The organism is Cylindrospermum stagnale PCC 7417 (genome assembly GCF_000317535.1).
In the GTDB taxonomy this organism is placed as follows: domain Bacteria; phylum Cyanobacteriota; class Cyanobacteriia; order Cyanobacteriales; family Nostocaceae; genus Cylindrospermum; species Cylindrospermum stagnale.
In genome coordinates, this window is record NC_019757.1 from 677,440 (window position 1) to 694,545 (window position 17,106).

Annotated in this window: 13 protein-coding genes; all 13 read right to left on the minus strand. The window is 44.0% G+C overall.

From position 1 onward, the window contains the following. Positions 1-360 precede the first annotated feature (360 nt). The 13 genes from CYLST_RS02885 to CYLST_RS02945 all read right to left on the minus strand — a co-directional run bounded on the left by CYLST_RS02885 (position 361) and on the right by CYLST_RS02945 (position 17,106). Complete coding sequence (locus CYLST_RS02885; RefSeq protein WP_015206201.1) at positions 361-5,550, minus strand: nSTAND1 domain-containing NTPase; 5,190 nt, start codon at positions 5,548-5,550, stop codon at positions 361-363. Between the two features lie 261 nt (positions 5,551-5,811). Further along, positions 5,812-7,158 (minus strand): AAA family ATPase, encoded by a 1,347-nt coding sequence (locus CYLST_RS02890; RefSeq protein ID WP_015206202.1) that lies wholly within the window; start codon positions 7,156-7,158, stop codon positions 5,812-5,814. A 112-nt stretch (positions 7,159-7,270) separates the two neighbouring features. Continuing rightward, the gene (locus tag CYLST_RS02895; protein WP_015206203.1) at positions 7,271-8,449 is read right to left on the minus strand and encodes an MFS transporter; all 1,179 of its coding nucleotides are present in this window, start codon (positions 8,447-8,449) and stop codon (positions 7,271-7,273) included. A 118-nt stretch (positions 8,450-8,567) separates the two neighbouring features. Next, positions 8,568-9,740: a molybdopterin-synthase adenylyltransferase MoeB gene (gene moeB / locus CYLST_RS02900; RefSeq protein WP_015206204.1), complete on the minus strand. Its 1,173-nt coding sequence runs from the start codon at positions 9,738-9,740 to the stop codon at positions 8,568-8,570. A gap of 72 nt (positions 9,741-9,812) precedes the next feature. Further along, positions 9,813-10,280 carry a M67 family metallopeptidase gene (locus CYLST_RS02905; RefSeq protein ID WP_015206205.1) on the minus strand — a complete coding sequence of 156 codons (468 nt, stop codon included), beginning with the start codon at positions 10,278-10,280 and terminating at the stop codon, positions 9,813-9,815. Next, positions 10,280-10,639, minus strand: coding sequence for a four helix bundle protein (locus tag CYLST_RS02910; RefSeq protein ID WP_041232932.1), 360 nt, complete (start codon positions 10,637-10,639; stop codon positions 10,280-10,282). Before CYLST_RS02910 ends, CYLST_RS02905 begins: the two co-directional genes overlap by 1 nt. A 160-nt stretch (positions 10,640-10,799) precedes the next feature. After that, entirely contained in the window at positions 10,800-11,534 is a 735-nt protein-coding gene (locus CYLST_RS02915; RefSeq protein WP_015206207.1) for a carbonic anhydrase, read from the minus strand. Positions 11,535-11,953: 419 nt separating this feature from the next. Next, complete coding sequence (locus CYLST_RS02920; protein WP_015206208.1) at positions 11,954-12,685, minus strand: carbonic anhydrase; 732 nt, start codon at positions 12,683-12,685, stop codon at positions 11,954-11,956. Positions 12,686-12,880: 195 nt separating this feature from the next. Continuing rightward, positions 12,881-13,609: an ABC transporter ATP-binding protein gene (locus CYLST_RS02925; protein ID WP_015206209.1), complete on the minus strand. Its 729-nt coding sequence runs from the start codon at positions 13,607-13,609 to the stop codon at positions 12,881-12,883. A gap of 106 nt (positions 13,610-13,715) precedes the next feature. Continuing rightward, complete coding sequence (locus CYLST_RS02930) at positions 13,716-13,943, minus strand: ferredoxin family protein (RefSeq protein ID WP_015206210.1); 228 nt, start codon at positions 13,941-13,943, stop codon at positions 13,716-13,718. 59 nt (positions 13,944-14,002) lie between these two features. Beyond that, entirely contained in the window at positions 14,003-15,214 is a 1,212-nt protein-coding gene (locus tag CYLST_RS02935; RefSeq protein ID WP_015206211.1) for an ATP phosphoribosyltransferase regulatory subunit, read from the minus strand. Continuing rightward, complete coding sequence (locus tag CYLST_RS02940; RefSeq protein ID WP_015206212.1) at positions 15,214-16,164, minus strand: J domain-containing protein; 951 nt, start codon at positions 16,162-16,164, stop codon at positions 15,214-15,216. The genes CYLST_RS02935 and CYLST_RS02940 overlap by 1 nt, the downstream gene beginning before the upstream one ends. Before the next feature lie 129 nt (positions 16,165-16,293). After that, positions 16,294-17,106 carry an inositol monophosphatase family protein gene (locus CYLST_RS02945; RefSeq protein ID WP_015206213.1) on the minus strand — a complete coding sequence of 271 codons (813 nt, stop codon included), beginning with the start codon at positions 17,104-17,106 and terminating at the stop codon, positions 16,294-16,296.

A 17,106-nucleotide genomic window follows, 5' to 3' on the forward strand; every position in this document is an offset into this window, starting at 1 on the left:
CTCGCCTGTTCTACCTTTGAAGTTGGAACACTCTCAATGTGGAAGATCCCCCCAACCCCCCTTAAAAAGGGGGGCTTTTGACTGTCTTTTACACCTTAAATAGGGGGCTTTTGACTGTCTTTTACACCTTAAAAGGGGGGCTTTTGACTGTCTTTTACACCTTAAAAGGGGGGCTTTTGACTGTCTTTTACACCTTAAAAGGGGGGCTTTTGACTGTCTTTTACGCCTTAAATGGGGGGTTTTTGAGTGTCTTTTACACCTTAAATGGGGGGCTTTTAACTTTCTTTTACCCCCTTTTTAAGGGGGTCGCCACAGGCGGGGGGATCTTATCCGAAGTGTATTGGGAACACTCTAATTTGTTTACTGCTGTAATTTCTTCAGTTCTGCATCTGTGAAGGGATTTTTGCCAGCGCGTAGGGCTTTCACCCAGGCTTGCCGTTGTGATTTACTATCTTTATCGTCAGTTTGGGCGATTAATGCTTCAAAATCCTCAATTGCCCCTTGGGTGTTACCTGTCAGCGCCCTTGCTAAACCGCGACTATCACGAATATCGACATTATCAGGGGCAAGCTTCACAGCATTTTCACAGGCAAACAGGACATTAGGGGCTTTTTTGTTTAAGCTACCGTAACGACAGAGTGCGCCCCAAGAATCAGCAGAAATTTCTACTTGGGAATCTAACTTTTGGGCATCTGCGTAAGCTGCTAGGGCTTCCTTTACCTTACCCTCTGTCACAAGACTCTCTCCTTCTGTAATTAAGCGTTCAGCCTTTCCTTTGTTAGCAAATTCTTGTGCTTTTGCTACTGGGTCAAAGGGTGAGTTAGAATCCCACCGTTGTGCTTTGCGGAACTTGGCAATAGCAGCATCTATATCATCTATTCTCGCTAGCTTTTCACCTTGGAGAAGCAACACTGAAGCAGCTTTCACCAAAATAGGCTGAGTTTGGCAGTCCTTTAATTCTTCTAGGACTTCAGGATGGGTTACCAGATAATTATTGAGCAAGTGACAACTATCTTTCACTAACTCATTTAAATCTAAATCCCATAAAATTATTGTCTTGCCACCACTGCCAGAAGCCACTGTCTTGCCGTCGGGGTTGAAGACGACGCTTAAGACCGAACTGCTATGCCCTGTCAGGGTTTTAAGAGTTTTGCCTGTGGAGACATCCCAGAGTTTGATGCTGTTGTCATCACTGCCAGAAGCCACTGTCTTGCCGTCGGGGCTGAAGACGGCGCTTAAGACATAACTGCTATGCCCTGTCAGGGTTTTGAGAGTTTTGCCTGTGGTGAGATCCCAGAGTTTGATGGTTTTGTCACTACTGCCAGAAGCCACTGTCTTGCCGTCAGGGCTGAAGACTACGCTATTGACCCCACTGCTATGCCCTGTCAGGGTTTTGAGAGTTTTGCCTGTGGTGAGATCCCAGAGTTTGATGGTTTTGTCATCACTGCCAGATGCCACTGTCTTGCCGTCGGGGCTGAATCCGACGCTATTGACATAACTGCTATGCCCTGTCAGGGTTTTGAGAGTTTTGCCTGTGGTGAGATCCCAGAGTTTGATGGTTTTGTCACTACTGCCAGAAGCCACTGTCTTGCCGTCGGGGCTGAATCCGACGCTTAAGACCAAATTGCTATGCCCTGTCAGGGTTTTGAGCGCTTTGCCTGTGGTGAGATCCCAGAGTTTGATGGTCTTGTCATAACTGCCAGATGCCACTGTCTTGCCGTCGGGGCTGAATCCGACGCTAGTGACCCCACTGCTATGCCCTGTCAGGGTTTTAAGAGTTTTGCCTGTGGTGAGATCCCAGAGTTTGATGGTGTTGTCACCACTGCCAGATGCCACTGTCTTGCCGTCGGGGCTGAAGACGACGCTAAAGACCGAATCGCTATGCCCTGTCAGGGTTTTGAGAGTTTTGCCTGTGGTGAGATCCCAGAGTTTGATGGTGTTGTCATAACTGCCAGATGCCACTGTCTTGCCGTCGGGGCTGAATACTACGCTCCTGACATAACTGCTATGCCCTGTGAGGGTTTTGAGAGTTTTGCCTGTGGTGACATCCCAGAGTTTGATGGTGTTGTCATAACTGCCAGATGCCACTGTCTTGCCGTCGGGGCTGAAGACGACGCTATTGACCGTACTGCTATGCCCTTCTAAGGTATTAACTTCTATAGCTCTAGTCTCTGGTTGCTCTTTTGGCGGCAAATAAACTGCTTGCCGTAATGTTGCCACAGTTAGCATTTGGGTATCTGTTTTTGCCCAAGGTGCGAGTTTTAGTTTTTTATATGCCTTTAAGCCTTCTATCAGTGCCTCTCCGGTTTCTGCTGAAGCAAAAAACGCAGATGAAGAATTATTCAAAGCGTTAATTTCATTAATTGCAGCTTTTTTTCTCTGCTCATCTGCTTGTCGTGCTGAATTCCAAGCTGTCGCTGTCAGCCCAGCTAACATTAAGCCTGTTGCAATTGAACCAACCAAGGCTTGTTTGAGAACAATATTGAGTTTTGCTTCACTAATTTTTCTTTGCTTTCTTTCCCTTTCCAGTTCTAGCAGCACCTCATTTAACTTTGGGTGTTGTTGCTGACGGATAAATAAGGCTAAATAGTCATGCACCAGTTGATAGCGGTCAGCAGGGTTTTCTGGCAACAATAGCACTAAGCCAGATTTAACAAAAATCTCCAAAACTAAATCTAGTTTGCTGTTGTCTGTGATTGCATTTGTGGTTAATGCTTGCAAATCTCGTTCTAACTCTGCACGAGTTTTGAGGGGGCGAGTTCCTTTTTCATCGGTGAGCAAGTATAGCAATAACTCTGCCACTGGCTGATTTTCTGCACCGCAATCATTGACAACTTCATCTAGGTAACGCTTTACTAGTTCTTCTTTGGTGCCGCATTCTTGATATTTTGCTAGGGTTCTGATGTTCTCGGTTTGCAGTTGCGCTCCTACTACCTGTAACTCAATGGGGCGGACTTCACCTAGTTCTCCGGCTAAATCTTGCACGAGTTGGTCAACTAATGCAGGTTCTAGGTGAAAGTTAGCGCTGGCTGTTAAACGCTCAATGACTGACTTAGCATCAGTTGGGGAAAAGTTGCCGAGTTCGTAAAGGACGTTTTTGCAGAGAATATCGTTACCAATAATTTTCATGGTAGATAGGCTCGCGCATTCCAGCAAGTAATGCAGATAATCTACCCGCAGTGACAAAACTACTTTCACTGAAAGCACATTTAGGCATTCTCCCAAAAATTCAAAAAATTGTCGCCTTAGTTTTGGTTCTGGGTAAACAAAGAAAAATTCTTCAAATTGGTCGAAAACCAACACGGTGCGGAGGTTGCGCTGTTCATTTTCCCGCAGTTGAGCGACTATACAATCTGGAAGACCTCTCTCCAAACCTCTCTCCTGGGAGGAGAGAGGCTTTGAATTCTCTCCATTCTCCCTTACAGAATCTGGAAGACCTCTCTCCAAACCTCTCTCCTGGGAGGAGAGAGGCTTTGAATTCTCTCCATTCTCCCTTACAGAATCTGGAAAACCTCTCTCCAAACCTCTCTCCTGGGAGGAGAGAGGCTTTGAATTCTCCCCATTCCCTCTTAGGGAAGGGGGTTGGGGGGTTAGGTTCCGGGTTGGTTTTTCGACCTTTGAGCTAGAAGTTTCGACCTTTGAACTAGGAGTTTCTAGCTTTAGGCTCGGAGTTTCGACCTTTGAGCTAGAAGTTTCGACCTTTGAGCTAGTAGTTTCTAGCTTTGAGCTAGGAGTTTCTAGCTTTGAGCTAGTAGTTTCTAGCTTTGGGCTAGTAGTTCCGAGTTCTAAACCTCCCCCTGCTCCTCTACCCCTCTCCTGCAAAGCCTCTACCATTAAACGTCCCAACTCCTCTGCCCAGTTGGTATAAACGCGCATCACCACTGGCAAATTATCCTGAATTCCTATGGCTTTCTTTTTCAACGCAGGCACTAGTCCCGCATTTACTAAGGAACTTTTACCTACTCCTGATTGCCCATAGATGGCTATTAATTTATAATCTGGGCGGGCAATGCGTTCAATTAAGCGTTCTACGTCCAACTGTCGACCAGATGCAGCAATTTCTAAAGCTAGATTTTCTTGTACAGAAGTTACATGTAAGCCATCTAAAAATGCTTGTTTAATTGTCTGCAACCATCCTGCACCAATAAACGCCCGTAAGCCAAATTGTTGCTCAATGGAACGCCGCTCTAGTTTGATATCAAAGGCTTGAAGATATTGCTTTTGCTGAAATAATAGAAGTTGTAAATTGTTGAGAATCTTGATATAAAAATGCGCGTTATTGCCAGTAACACCGAGTTTTTTGGCAGTTTCTAAGTTATTAATGGCTGCTTGATATTGATTGAGATTTCGGTGTGCTTGTGACAGAATAAATAAAGATGAACTATGATGTTGTAATATTATAAGTTTATCTGTTTCTTGATTTGGTAATCTGGCTAAAATTATTAATGCTTTCTCTGCTAACTCTTTGGCATTAAGCCGATTTTTTCTGGCAAGAGCGACTTCTGCTAAATAGCCGTAATCTTGAGCTATTTTAATTTGGTTTCCTTCGGCTTGATGCACTGATAAAGCATTATTGGCAAGAGTTTCTAAGGTTTCCCAATATTGTAAGTCTTGTAGAATACCGCCAAAATTATCAATTAAATAAGTTCCTAAATCTGGACTTTCAGCAGCTTTTAATAATTCTAGGCATTGCTGGAGAGATTTTTTGGTTGCTTGCCAATCTAAACTGACCTCTCCCTCAGCCCCTCCCCTGCTAGGGGAGGGGAGTATAGATGAGGTGTTTTGGTTTTGAAGTTGTTTAGCTTGTTTGTAATGACAGTATGTAATATGACTAAGAATTTTAAATTGCAATTTAAGATTGTTTACTGCTTGCCAATAAGTTAAACTTTGCTGATAATTGCTAATGGCTGAATCTAGCTGATAATTGCTAAAGGCGACAAATCCTAGTAAAAAATTACAATTTGCTTTTGATTCTGGTTCTAAAATTTGTCCGGAGGTTTGTAAGTCTTGCCAAGCTGATTTAATTTCTGTAGACTTTTCTAAAGTTAGAGTTAGATGATTATGCAATAATTGTTTGGCGGTTTGTTGTAAAAAATCAATTAGTTGGTCAGGTGCGATCGCAAAATTTCTGGTGGTTGCCCAACTCTCTAAGTCTGGAGCTAGTTCCATGAGCCGCTTGTGGACATCATCGTTAATCCACAGCACTAGGGGGAAAGCAAAGTTTTTGCGAAATTCCTCGCGCACCTGATTATCGGCGGTTAACATCTGTGGTAGACCCGGTAAGGAATCTAAGCCGACAACCATCATGGCTTGCACTCCGTCCCCAACTTCCTCGCGAATGGCGCTATAAAGAGTCCTTGCGGATTCCTGCACATATAAAACGCTAATTTCGAGTTTGCAGATTTCGGGTAATCTGGCGATGAGGCGATCGCGCAAACTGACATAATTACACTTAGCCAAAATCAGCTTAAACTTGCCCTGGGAGCCTTCTATCGCCCACGCTAATTGTTGCAGTGCCTTTTCGTTTGCGTTTTGCTGTAAGTCAGTCATACCAATTTTAGATTTTGGATGGGAAATTTAAATGTATACACGAGTCTTTTAGTGTTGCCTCACATCGTGTAGATCCCCCCAACCCCCCTTAAAAAGGGGGGCTTTTGAGTGTCTTTTACGCCTTAAAACGGGGGCTTTTGAGTGTTTTTTACGCCTTAAAAAGGGTGCTGATGACTCTCTTTTACCCCCTTTTTAAGGGGGTCGCCGTAGGCGGGGGGATCTTCTCCGAACCTTATTGGGAGAGAGGTTTTCCTTTCTTAGTTACTGCAACTCTCGCGCCTCTGCCAAAATCGGGTTAACATCAAACCAAGACTCGCCGCGATCGCGATATTCAAAGACAAACCGGCTGCGAATCAGTTTTTGGTATCCTTGGTCATCACTAACTTTTTTCCTTTGGTTGACATGGCGTAATAATTGCCATTCATCATCAGAAATCGGCAGAGTCATTTCGTTCCGACGAGCGCGAACTACTATTTCCAAGGTTTCACGGGTGAGGGGAAGTGCCATTTCTTCTTGAATCCAGCTATTTAGTAACCGCAGCAAGTCTCGCACATGACCACCGCTCAACTGACATAAGCGGTTGAGGGTGGCTACATGATCAAAAATCTCAGTCAGCTTATTTAAGCGATCGCATGGTTCCACGTCGGGAAAGGCTCTGGCTAAGACCATCTGTTGCAACAGTGCGATTCCCTGTTCATGGGTTTTACCATCAATCCATTGTACAGGCACCATCGGCAACACTTTCGGATCTTCTGGAAATCGCTGGGTCAGCATTCCGTAATCATTGGAAAACTTCAACGACAAAGGCATTGTATAAACTAGATGACAATTTAGCTTTGTCAAAAATTCACCCTGGTCAACAAATAAATATTCTTGTTGGGGACGACCCCAGGGCTTAACACGATTATCGATGCGGTCAAGATTATCGACAATGACTATGAGACCTTTTTTACCCTGCTGTTTCAATTTAGCGATTGCCGGTTCTATCAGTTCTTGATTAATCACTTCCAGCAATTTGGTTTTTTGCGGGCCGAGATACTGATTAAGTTTCTCCCGCAATGTCGGGTCACTTTTCGTCCTGGTGGTGATTTCACCAATCCCCACAGCTAGAGAAAACTTTTGTCCGTCAGCAGTGACACCAACATCACCAACAGGTGTTTTGACTTTCAACCCAGTTACATCGGAGTTTAAGACATTCCAAGCACCTTGGAGCAATTCATTAAACTTGTTGGGCCGCTCAAGTGGAACTTGGTCTAGACTTTGACTAATACGGCGGGCGATCGCTAACAGCACATCGGCAATATCGACATCAGTCATTTCCAAGTCTTCGCTAGACTCAAAATAGACCACATGAAAGGCGATCGCTTCCAGTTCCATCTGCAACCGCAACAGTTCCGTCGATTTACCACAACCAATGTGCCCCGTAAATAAGGTGCAGGTAGGTTCATTTGGCTGAAAAAAGGTAATTTTCTGTTTTAACCTGCCAATAATATCCCCTCCCCGCACATCAGAAAAATCAATATAATACTTGCCATCTGACCCATTATTGACAAACAAAGTCCGGCTGGGGTCAGTGGCTTGATAAAATTCCCGTAAATCTATGGTCATACAGCTAGTACTATAATTATCTAGTCTGCCCTAGATATGCTTACTTAAAATAATAAATTATACAAATGTATTGCATAGAATAGTTAATGGGGGATTGGGTAACGAACAAGCATTAAATCTCTGCGTTCTTAGGCGTTGAAAATATGCACACACCAGCCACCAAAAACGCCAAGGCACCGGCAACGGCAGCTACTACAGGTGTAATTCCTGGGGGAAACACCAACGCAAATACACTCATGGCTAATGAGAAACCACCAAAATATATCCCTATCCCTAATCCTGCCCAGCGTTGAGGTACTAAACCCAAAATAAAGGGAATCACCCCATTGACAATTAAACTAAATCCAATTACTATAAAAAATATAATGGCAATCTGTGCGCGCATATAGGGTAGTACCAAAATCGCCAAAATAGTCAAACCGATTCCATAAAGCATTGCTTGACGATTGCCAATTTTGGTAGCGCAGAATCCCGCAGGTAGGGCAGCAAATGCTAAAGCTAATCCAATAGACAACATGAGTAAGCTGATATCATCGGTGTTGAATTGGGATTTGAGAACTTTGCCTAAAGCATCCATCAGCAACCGGGAACCCCAAGCGATACTAAATCCTGTGGCGAATATTAAACTTAATGGCTGAAAGGGTAAGTTTGCTGTTTCGGCGTGATGTTCATCAGTTGGTATTTCTGGGGGGTTGAGATAGCGCAACACCGCCGCAGCTGCCAAGAGGATGAAAGATGCGATCGCAAATGCAAAAATCGGACCTAAGCTAAGAATAAAGTTATTGGCAATTCCTTTGAAAGCGCCAATAATTCCCCCGGCTAAAGTCACGAAACTGACGGCTAAGGGTAACTCTTTGGGTGTAGAATATTTTCCGAGTAATGCGATCGCAGGTGAACGAAAAACTGTCATCGCTAACGCCCAAGCAACCATTGCTATGGGTAAAATCCAGCGGATAACTTCAGCAGGCGGGATAAAGGTGACAATACAGGGGATAGCGATAAACAAAGCCGATGCCAGGATGACTCCGGCGGAAATGAAGGGAAAACGACTGCCTAAAGAGCGTTTGGTTTGGTCAGAAAGTCCGCCCATCAGCGGTTCCATCACCACAGCTAAGGCATTTTCTACCACTAATATACCAACTGCCAAGGAGGCGGGGAAGCCAAACTGAGTTAAAAGTTTCGGCAGATATGAGTTATAAATTAACCAAGTGAGGGTAATTGCTCCCTGCAAAAGAGCTAACACCCAAACTTGCACCCATAAGATATTTGGCGGAGATTTTGAGGTATTCATATTTTGGCGTTGCTGAATAAAAATATGAATTTGTCTCACGCAGAGGCGCGGAGAGTAGGAGTAGAGTAAGAGAATTTTTCTTTCTCCTCTCTGCGTTCTCTGCGTCTCTGCGGTTCGTTTAATATTCTGGAACTGAAGAATCTACTTCACGACTCCAAGCGGTGATTCCGCCTTTGACGTTTGTGCCAACAATTCCCGCTTCTTTGAGAATACCCAAGGCTTTGGCAGAACGTCCACCCATTTTACAATGAGCAATTAAACGGTGTCCGTTGAGTAATTCTTTGACTTTAGCAACGCCACCGCCGTTTTCAATATCGGGTAAGGGTACTAATACAGAACCCGGAATTTTAGCAATTTCGTATTCATGGGGGTTGCGGACATCCAAAAGTACAAAATCTTTTGCACCGCTATCCAGCAATTGCTTCAACTCCACCACAGTCATTTCTTGAATTTCCATTTGCTGTTTTGCTTCCTCTGCTTGTGCTTGGGGAATTCCGCAGAATTGTTCATAGTCTATCAGCTTTTCAATTACTGGGCGGATGGGGTTAGGACGCAGCTTTAACTCCCGGAATTTCATTTCTAAGGCGTTGTATAGCAACAAGCGTCCACTTAGAGTATTACCGTTACCAAGAATAATTTTGACTGTTTCCGTCGCTTGGATAATCCCAATCATTCCCGGTAAAATTCCTAGTACGCCGCCTTCTGCACAGGAGGGAACCATTCCTGGTGGTGGTGGTTCTGGATATAAGTCACGATAATTTGGCCCGCCTTCGTAGTTAAAAACGGTGGCTTGTCCTTCAAAGCGGAAAATCGAACCGTAGACGTTGGGTTTGTTTAGCAATACGCAAGCGTCGTTGACTAAATACCTGGTGGGGAAATTGTCGGTACCATCAACAACGATATCGTAAGGACGAATTATATCGAGGGCGTTTTCTGAACTCAGACGAGTTTCGTACAAATCAACCTGACAATAGGGGTTAATTTCGTGAATGCGGTTTTTCGCTGATTCAATTTTGGGTTTACCTACCCAGGATGTACCGTGAATGACTTGGCGTTGCAGGTTGGAGGTATCAACGATATCAAAATCAACGATGCCGATACGTCCCACACCGGCTGCTGCTAAATATAACAGCAGTGGCGCACCTAGTCCACCTGTACCGATACACAATACACTGGCAGCTTTCAGGCGTTTTTGTCCTTCTACTCCCACTTCTGGCAAAATTAAGTGGCGGGAGTAGCGTTCGTAATCGTCTTTGTTCAACTGGATTTCATCCAGATTGGGATTGAGCATTTTCTGTTTTGTTGCCGCAGTTAGGAGTATTAATGGTAACTAAAAAAGATATCCGTTGTTAACTTAAGTTGTTCAATTTATGGATTCGATTGTTTCGGCTTGGAACTGGTGACTCTCATCAAGACTCCAGCAATTGAGTTCACCAGCTTTTCTATTTTGGACGGATACTATTATATATGAGTATTCTGTCCATGCATATAGCCTGTCCCATTCTGAGGGGATGGCGGGATAATCGGGATGGGAGTGGTAGATGCCAATGATGTTGAGGTTACGGTTTCTGGCGTCCCTTTGAGCTTGTAACATGAATCCGGGAGCGATCGCATATCGTCGTCTGTTACTATATTCTGTGGGTTCATCAGCAAAATCAGCCGCTTCTGTATTCCAAGCGTTTGCTGTTGGGATTACTTCCACCACAGTTTTACAGCCACTAGCCAGATAACCAAGCATGATCCCACAGCACTCATCTGGGTAGGTGCTTTCGGCATGGGTGCGGATAACTTGTTGGTGTTCTGGGAGGAGTTTGATTCGCACCGCGTTCATCAAAAATTCCGACTTTGCTCGTCAATGAAGGATTCTAGCTGGTCTTTGACTTCTACCACATGGCTAATGAGGCGATCGTAATCAGGTGATTTGAGCAGATTCAACTCAAAGCAAAGCAGCAAGTAATACTCTACCTCAATCGTAGAATCATTTGCCAATTCTAAAAAATCTAATTGTTCTTCTGGATATTCGCGATCGCATCCCTGAGCTATTTTAATCGGTATCGCCGCACAAGCTAAACGAATTTGTTGTGTTAACCCCAGTAATTCCTCTTCCGGAAAACTTTTTGTTACCTCGTAAACTGCAACTGTCAGTTCATGAGCTTTTTCCCATGCTTTGATTTCTCTGAAGTCTGTCATCTTGATGCTCGTATCCTTGAAATATAATAGGGTGAGCAATGCCCACCCTACTACTATGCCACTAATTGTTATGTGCGTCTCTTAACCTAGCTACTCACATTAAATAGCCACATAGTTATTTAATCTCAATACATTTTTATTTACATAAACCTAGCTCAACTTAAGCCACCAGAGTAACTTTTCCTACAGCTAGGTCATAAAAACCACCAACAATTTTGAGTTTACCTTCCTTAATCAATTGTCCTAAAATTGTCGAGCCTTCTGCCAATCTTGCCGCCTGATATTGGACATTGGCAATGATGGAATTATTTTCTAAATTACCAGTTTTGGTTTTAGCTTTTTCTACCGCAGGTTTAATTTCTTCTACAAAAGAGCTAATTCTTCCAGGAAGTGGTTTGCCTTCAACCGCAGCCAGTACTGCACCGCAGCTTGCATGACCCAGAACTATAATTAGTTGGACACCTAATACAGCTGTAGCATATTCCAGACTTCCAATAGTCTCTGGAGAGGCAACATTACCAGCTAGTCTGGTGACAAATAAATCCCCAAAACCCTGATCAAAAACAATTTCTGCTGGGACTCTAGAATCAGCACAACCTAGCACAGCTGCAAACGGATATTGGGCTACGGAAGTTTCTTGCAAACGGAACTTTGATTGGTTGGGGTTGAGACGCTTCCCATCAATAAACCGTTGATTACCCTCTACCAGACTTTTTAAAGCAGCGTCCGGATTAACTGCTTGAGGTTTTTGCACAGAAGTAGCTGGTTTTTGGGCCACAGCTTCCTCTTGTTTCCACAAGACACTACCAGCAGCAGTAGCACCAATGCCGATACTACCCACACCCGCTAATTTTAAGAAATTACGACGCCCTACAAATCCGTTAATGCGACTCATCAATCTACCTCCAGGGAAATAAGCAAATTTGATACTAAGTTGCTTGTATACCTAATAAGTTATATCCTTACCCCCAACTAACTATGGTTTAGCAGGTAAAGAGCAGTTAAAGTATGGCGGCAACAGAGTAACAAAAAATTCTGTTATTTACTGGAATATACCAGACAAGAGATATGTATAGTTAAATTGTTTTATATGAAAAAAATTATTCTTATCTAAGAGTTTTCTCTATGGTTCCCTAAGGATATCCAGTAATGCGTACTTGGGAAAACGGCAGTAGACATAATTAAATGTATAATAAATATTTTGTTTGTAAAGAGCGATTTATCTCTCTGGGAACGCAATTAAAGGACTAAAGTCCTTACTACGAGCTTTCTTTTAATTTCCCTATCTAGCTGCTAGTGAAAATTTCGTGCTTTTTACTTGATAGGCGTGATTTTTCCCGTATCGATATCGTAAATAGCACCAATAATTTTTAGTTTGCCTTCACGGATTAGTTTAGCTAAAAGCATGGAGCTATTCTGTAATTTTTCAACTTGGTAGATAATATTGGCAATTACTGCATCCTGATTAACATCGCCAGTTCTAAATTTTACCTTAGTTAAGGCTGGTCTGATGCCCTCAATAACAAAGCCAATTCTCCCCGGAACTGCTTGATCTTTGAGTGCTTCAGCTACTGCACCGCATCTTCTATGACCTAAAACGACAATCAACTGTGTACCTAATACCGCTGTAGCATATTCTAGGCTACCTATAGCCATATCACTGGCAACATTACCAGCCAAGCGGACAACAAATAAATCCCCAAGTCCTTGATCAAAGATGATTTCCGCAGGTACGCGAGAATCTGCGCAGCCTAATACTGAGGCAAAAGGATACTGGACTTTGGAAACTAATTGTAGATGTTCTATTGATTGGTCGGGATGTTTAGGCTTTTGAGCGATAAATCGCTGATTTCCAGCCAGCAAGCGTTTCCAAGCGTCGTTAGCATTGACTGGGTGAGGGTTTGCCGGATTTGGCTCGGCGATCGCGATTTCCTCTGTCCCCGATATTATACTCCCAAAAGTGGCGATCGCTCCAATTCCCGATACTCCAACGCCTGCCCATTTCAAGAAATTACGACGCCCTACAAATCCGTTAATTTTACTCATTAACCTACCTGACAAAAGCTCCCTTATTGCCAGGAAGATATCAGAATCATGGAAGATTTAAGAGTACGCTTTTACACGGTTTAAGAGTTATTTAATCTTTTGCTTAAATAAAAGACAACTAAAGATATTTTCATCTTATCGGTAGTTTACTTAAACAACATCTCGGAAATGGTGCGTTAGGAACGCACCCTACGGTTAATGTGCTTTACCGGCACCTAAATATAATTCTCCCACTTTGGGATCATGCAATAATTCTTGTCCTGGGCCTGAGATGGCATCACGTCCTGATTCTAATACATAACCGCGATCAGCCATTTCTAAAGCTTTACGGGCATTTTGTTCTACCAAAACGATCGCAGTTCCCCCTTGATTAACTTGTTTAATTTGCTCAAATACTTGCGTTACCAAGATGGGGGATAAAGCCGCAGAAGGTTCATCTAACAGCAGTAAACTCGGTTCTAGCATCAAAGCTTTACCCATCGCTAACATTTGGCGTTCCCCACCGGAGAGAGTACCTGCACGTTGACGACGGCGATCGCTTAATCTGGGAAACATGGTAAAGATTTTGTCTTTCAGCGGTTTCAGGGGAATATTCCGCACAAAAGCCCCCATTTCTAGGTTTTCTTCCACGGTGAGAGAAGGGAAGACGTTGGCGATTTGCGGTACATAGCACATTCCCCGCTGAACTATTTCGTTTGACTTTAGCCCCGCAATATTTTCCCCTTTGAAGGTGATTGTGCCTGTGTGGGGGGTCAAAAGTCCAAAAATGGTTTTTGCTAAGGTAGATTTTCCAGCACCGTTGGGGCCAATTACTGTTACCAGTTCCCCTGATTCAACCCGAAAATTCACACCTTGTAAGATATCTACGTCTTTAATATATCCGGCGTGGACGTTTTGAACTTCTAATAAATAGTTATTAGTCATTAGTTATTAGTCATTAGTTATTAGTCATTAGTTATTAGTCATTAGTCATTAGTTATTAGTCATTAGTCAGTTGTTATACCACTGACTAATGACCACTGACTAATGACTATTCTGCTATTTTTTGCAATTCGGGTCGTTCTTCTGCGAGAATTGCGCCTTCGACTGGGCAAACTTGGAGACAGATGCCACAGTCGATACAGGTGGCAAAGTCTATCCAAAACCAATCGGTTCCTTTGGCATTTTTGCCTGGGCCTGGATGAATGCAAGCTACAGGACAGGCAGATTCGCAGTCAGCGACACCTTCACAAACTTCAGTAACAATCGTGTGCGGCATATTCTCGATTCCCTCTCTTCTGCATCAGTTTCTAGCCTAGCAATTAGCAGTGTTACCTTTTAGTGCAATGGTTCAATTGTTGGTACACCTTCAGATTTGATCCAGGCAATTTGGGCAATACCGCGATCGCTTGCATATTGGCGGATGGCGTCTGGATTTCTTCCCCCCAAGTCCATTTCTACCCGCACTAACTCAGTAGAATCTCGCAGTTTTTGGGCGTAGGCAAAGGCGGCAGCATCAGCACTCGCTGTTTCTGATACCACTAACCAGTCGCTAGCTGGGGTTGCCTGCGGTAATTGCTGAGTTGACGAAAGTATTTGGTACAAATCCTCAATATTGAGTCCAAAACCAATTCCGGGGATATTTTCGCCTTGGGGATGATATAGCCCTAAAAGTTGGTCATAGCGACCACCTCTGCCTAAAACCTGTGCTTGGTTTTCTGTATTACTGACGACTTCAAACACGATGCCGGTGTAGTAATCTATGGTTTGGATCAAGCTGAGGTCAAGGATTAACGGCAATTTTTTCTCAGATTCTAGTAACTCTACTAGGGATTTGAGATTATTTACCGCTGCTTGCTGCTCTGTATCTAGATTTAAGCTGCTGACTTTTTGCAAGACATCTGCACTGTTGCCGCGCAGATCCAACATGATTCTGGCACGTTGGCGTAGTTCGTCGTCAAGGGGTAGAGTATCTATTGTAATCCGGTCGAGATGGGCTAGAGCCTGACGCACTTTACCTTGTAGATGAGCGGGAAAGGCATTGAGTAGCGATCGCGTAATTCCGGCTTCGCCTAAGATTAAATGCCACTCCTGCAAACCCAAGGCGAATAAACAATCTGCTACCAACAACAGCACTTCTGCATTTGCCAGTAATCCCCCAGTCCCCAACAACTCCACTCCAGCTTGATAATACTCTTGCTGGCGATTATGCTTACCTTCCCAGTTGCGACGAAATACATTGGCATTGTAATACAGCCGTTGGGGATAAGTCACACCTGCCATCCGCGTCACAACGGTGCGAGCAATCGAAGCTGTCAGTTCTGGACGCAACCCTAATTCTTCATCTTGGGCATTTTGCAGTTGAATTACCATCTGGCGCTGAATTGCTTCACCTGCCATTAGGGTATCCATGCGCTCCAATGTTGAGGTGATAATCCTGTGATATCCCCAACGGTGAAACACCTGCTGTAACTTTTCTTCAATCCAGCGTTTTTGAGTTACGTCTAAGGGCAATAAATCCCTAGCTCCCGCTGCTGGTTGATACACCATTATTTTTTCTTCCCACCAAACAAACCACCAAACAAACCGCCACCTCCAGAATTATCTGGCTGCTTACCGCCATTTTTTGGAGATGAATTCACCTGAGTAGCACCGGATTGTCTGCCTAAAGCCTTTTCTATTTTGGGTATCCATTCCAAAGCTGATTGGTCTTTAGGGTCTAATTTCAGGGCGTTGTCAAAGTGAATTTTTGCCATTTTTAACTGATTTTGCCGTAAATAGACCATTGCAATCAAGCTATGGCAACGACTATTTTTCGGCTCTAGTTTCAGGGCGTCCTGTAATTCTACTTTGGCTTGGGCTAATTGGTTTTTCGCAATTAAGCTTTCAGCGCGGCGGAGGTACTGTTCGGCGGCTGAGTCTTCTTTAGGAACGGCTGGCGGTGCTATATTTTTGGCTGAATTGGGCTTGAGGGTGCTGGAGTTGATTTTGCTTTGTGTGGGTGTTGCTGTTGCCAATGATTGGCCAGCAATCCGCATTAAGTAGACTAAATTTAGCTCACTAATTTGGGCAATAACTTGCGGCACTTGCTGCAAAGCATCGAATTGAGTTTCAGCAATTTTGGCGATCGCACTTTTATAGAAAAGATCGATATTGGTAGCAGTGGCTAATTCCTTGGCCAATTTGCTGTGCAGTTCCACCGTAGATGATTCTTGTAATAGACGCTTACCGATTTGCGACAAAACTAGAATATATTCTCCACGCGTGCGTTCCAAAGAGAGTTTTTCGTAAGCTGGGTTAACCAGCTTAGATAACAATTCACTGGATAGCTGTTTTTCAGAGTCATTTGCAGCAATCCGGCTATCAGGGTGCAAGCGGCGGGCAATATTCAGATAGCGTTTGCGGATATCTTTGACATCCGCATCAACTGGAACGCACAGAACTGCGTGATGGTCTATGAAATCATATTTAAAAAGTCCACGATCTATTCTCAAAGACATATACAGCTGTTGCACCCAAGGGGCAGTTATATTCTCTCCAGTTTACTTTGCCAGATTAAGCAATTGTTTAGTGGTTAACACTGAATTAGCCGGTTAGTCATGGTTCATTAGCTACTTTTTGCGCCTGATTCATTGCCAAGCTGACAGGGGCGGAACTTGCGCCAGTGCCTGACTGAGGCTGTCGTGAAGATGACCATTAGTAGCCAGGATTCTACCGGACTCAATTTTGAAGGGAGTGCGTTCGTAGGCGGAGACTTTACCCCCGGCTTCTTGTAACAAAATCACACCAGCGGCGATATCCCAAGGAGCAAGACCCCGCTCCCAATAGGCATCAACACGCCCACAGGCAACATAAGCTAAATCTAGAGATGCTGAACCACCGCGCCTGACGCCTTGGGTAAGATGGGTGAGGTGACAAAATTCCGCGTAGTTGTTATCAGATGTTTCGCGGCGATCGTAGGCAAATCCCGTGGTTAGCAGGCTTTTACTCAGTTCAGATGTTTTAGAAACCCTGATGGGGCGGCGGTTGCGCGTTGCCCCCAGTCCAGCGGCAGCACGGAATAGCTCATCATGGAAAGGGTCATAAATTACGCCAACTTGCGGAACGCCATTAATTAACAACCCAATGGAAACAGCAAAACACGGGTATTGATGGGCATAGTTGGTTGTGCCGTCTAGGGGATCAATTGCCCAGAGGTATTCATTATCTTGATTTCCTAGTTTTCCTGACTCTTCAGCGAGGATGGAGTGTTCAGGAACATGGCGGCGCAAAACTTCTAAAATCACCTTTTCTGAAGCTTTATCGGCGACGGTGACTAAATCACCAGGGCGTCCCTTTTCAGTAATTGCGTCTTCTAATTTACCAAAATAATCTTGCAACACAACACCAGCAGCTAATGCCGCCTCTGTGGCAATATCTAAAAAAATTTGTAGTTTAGTCAT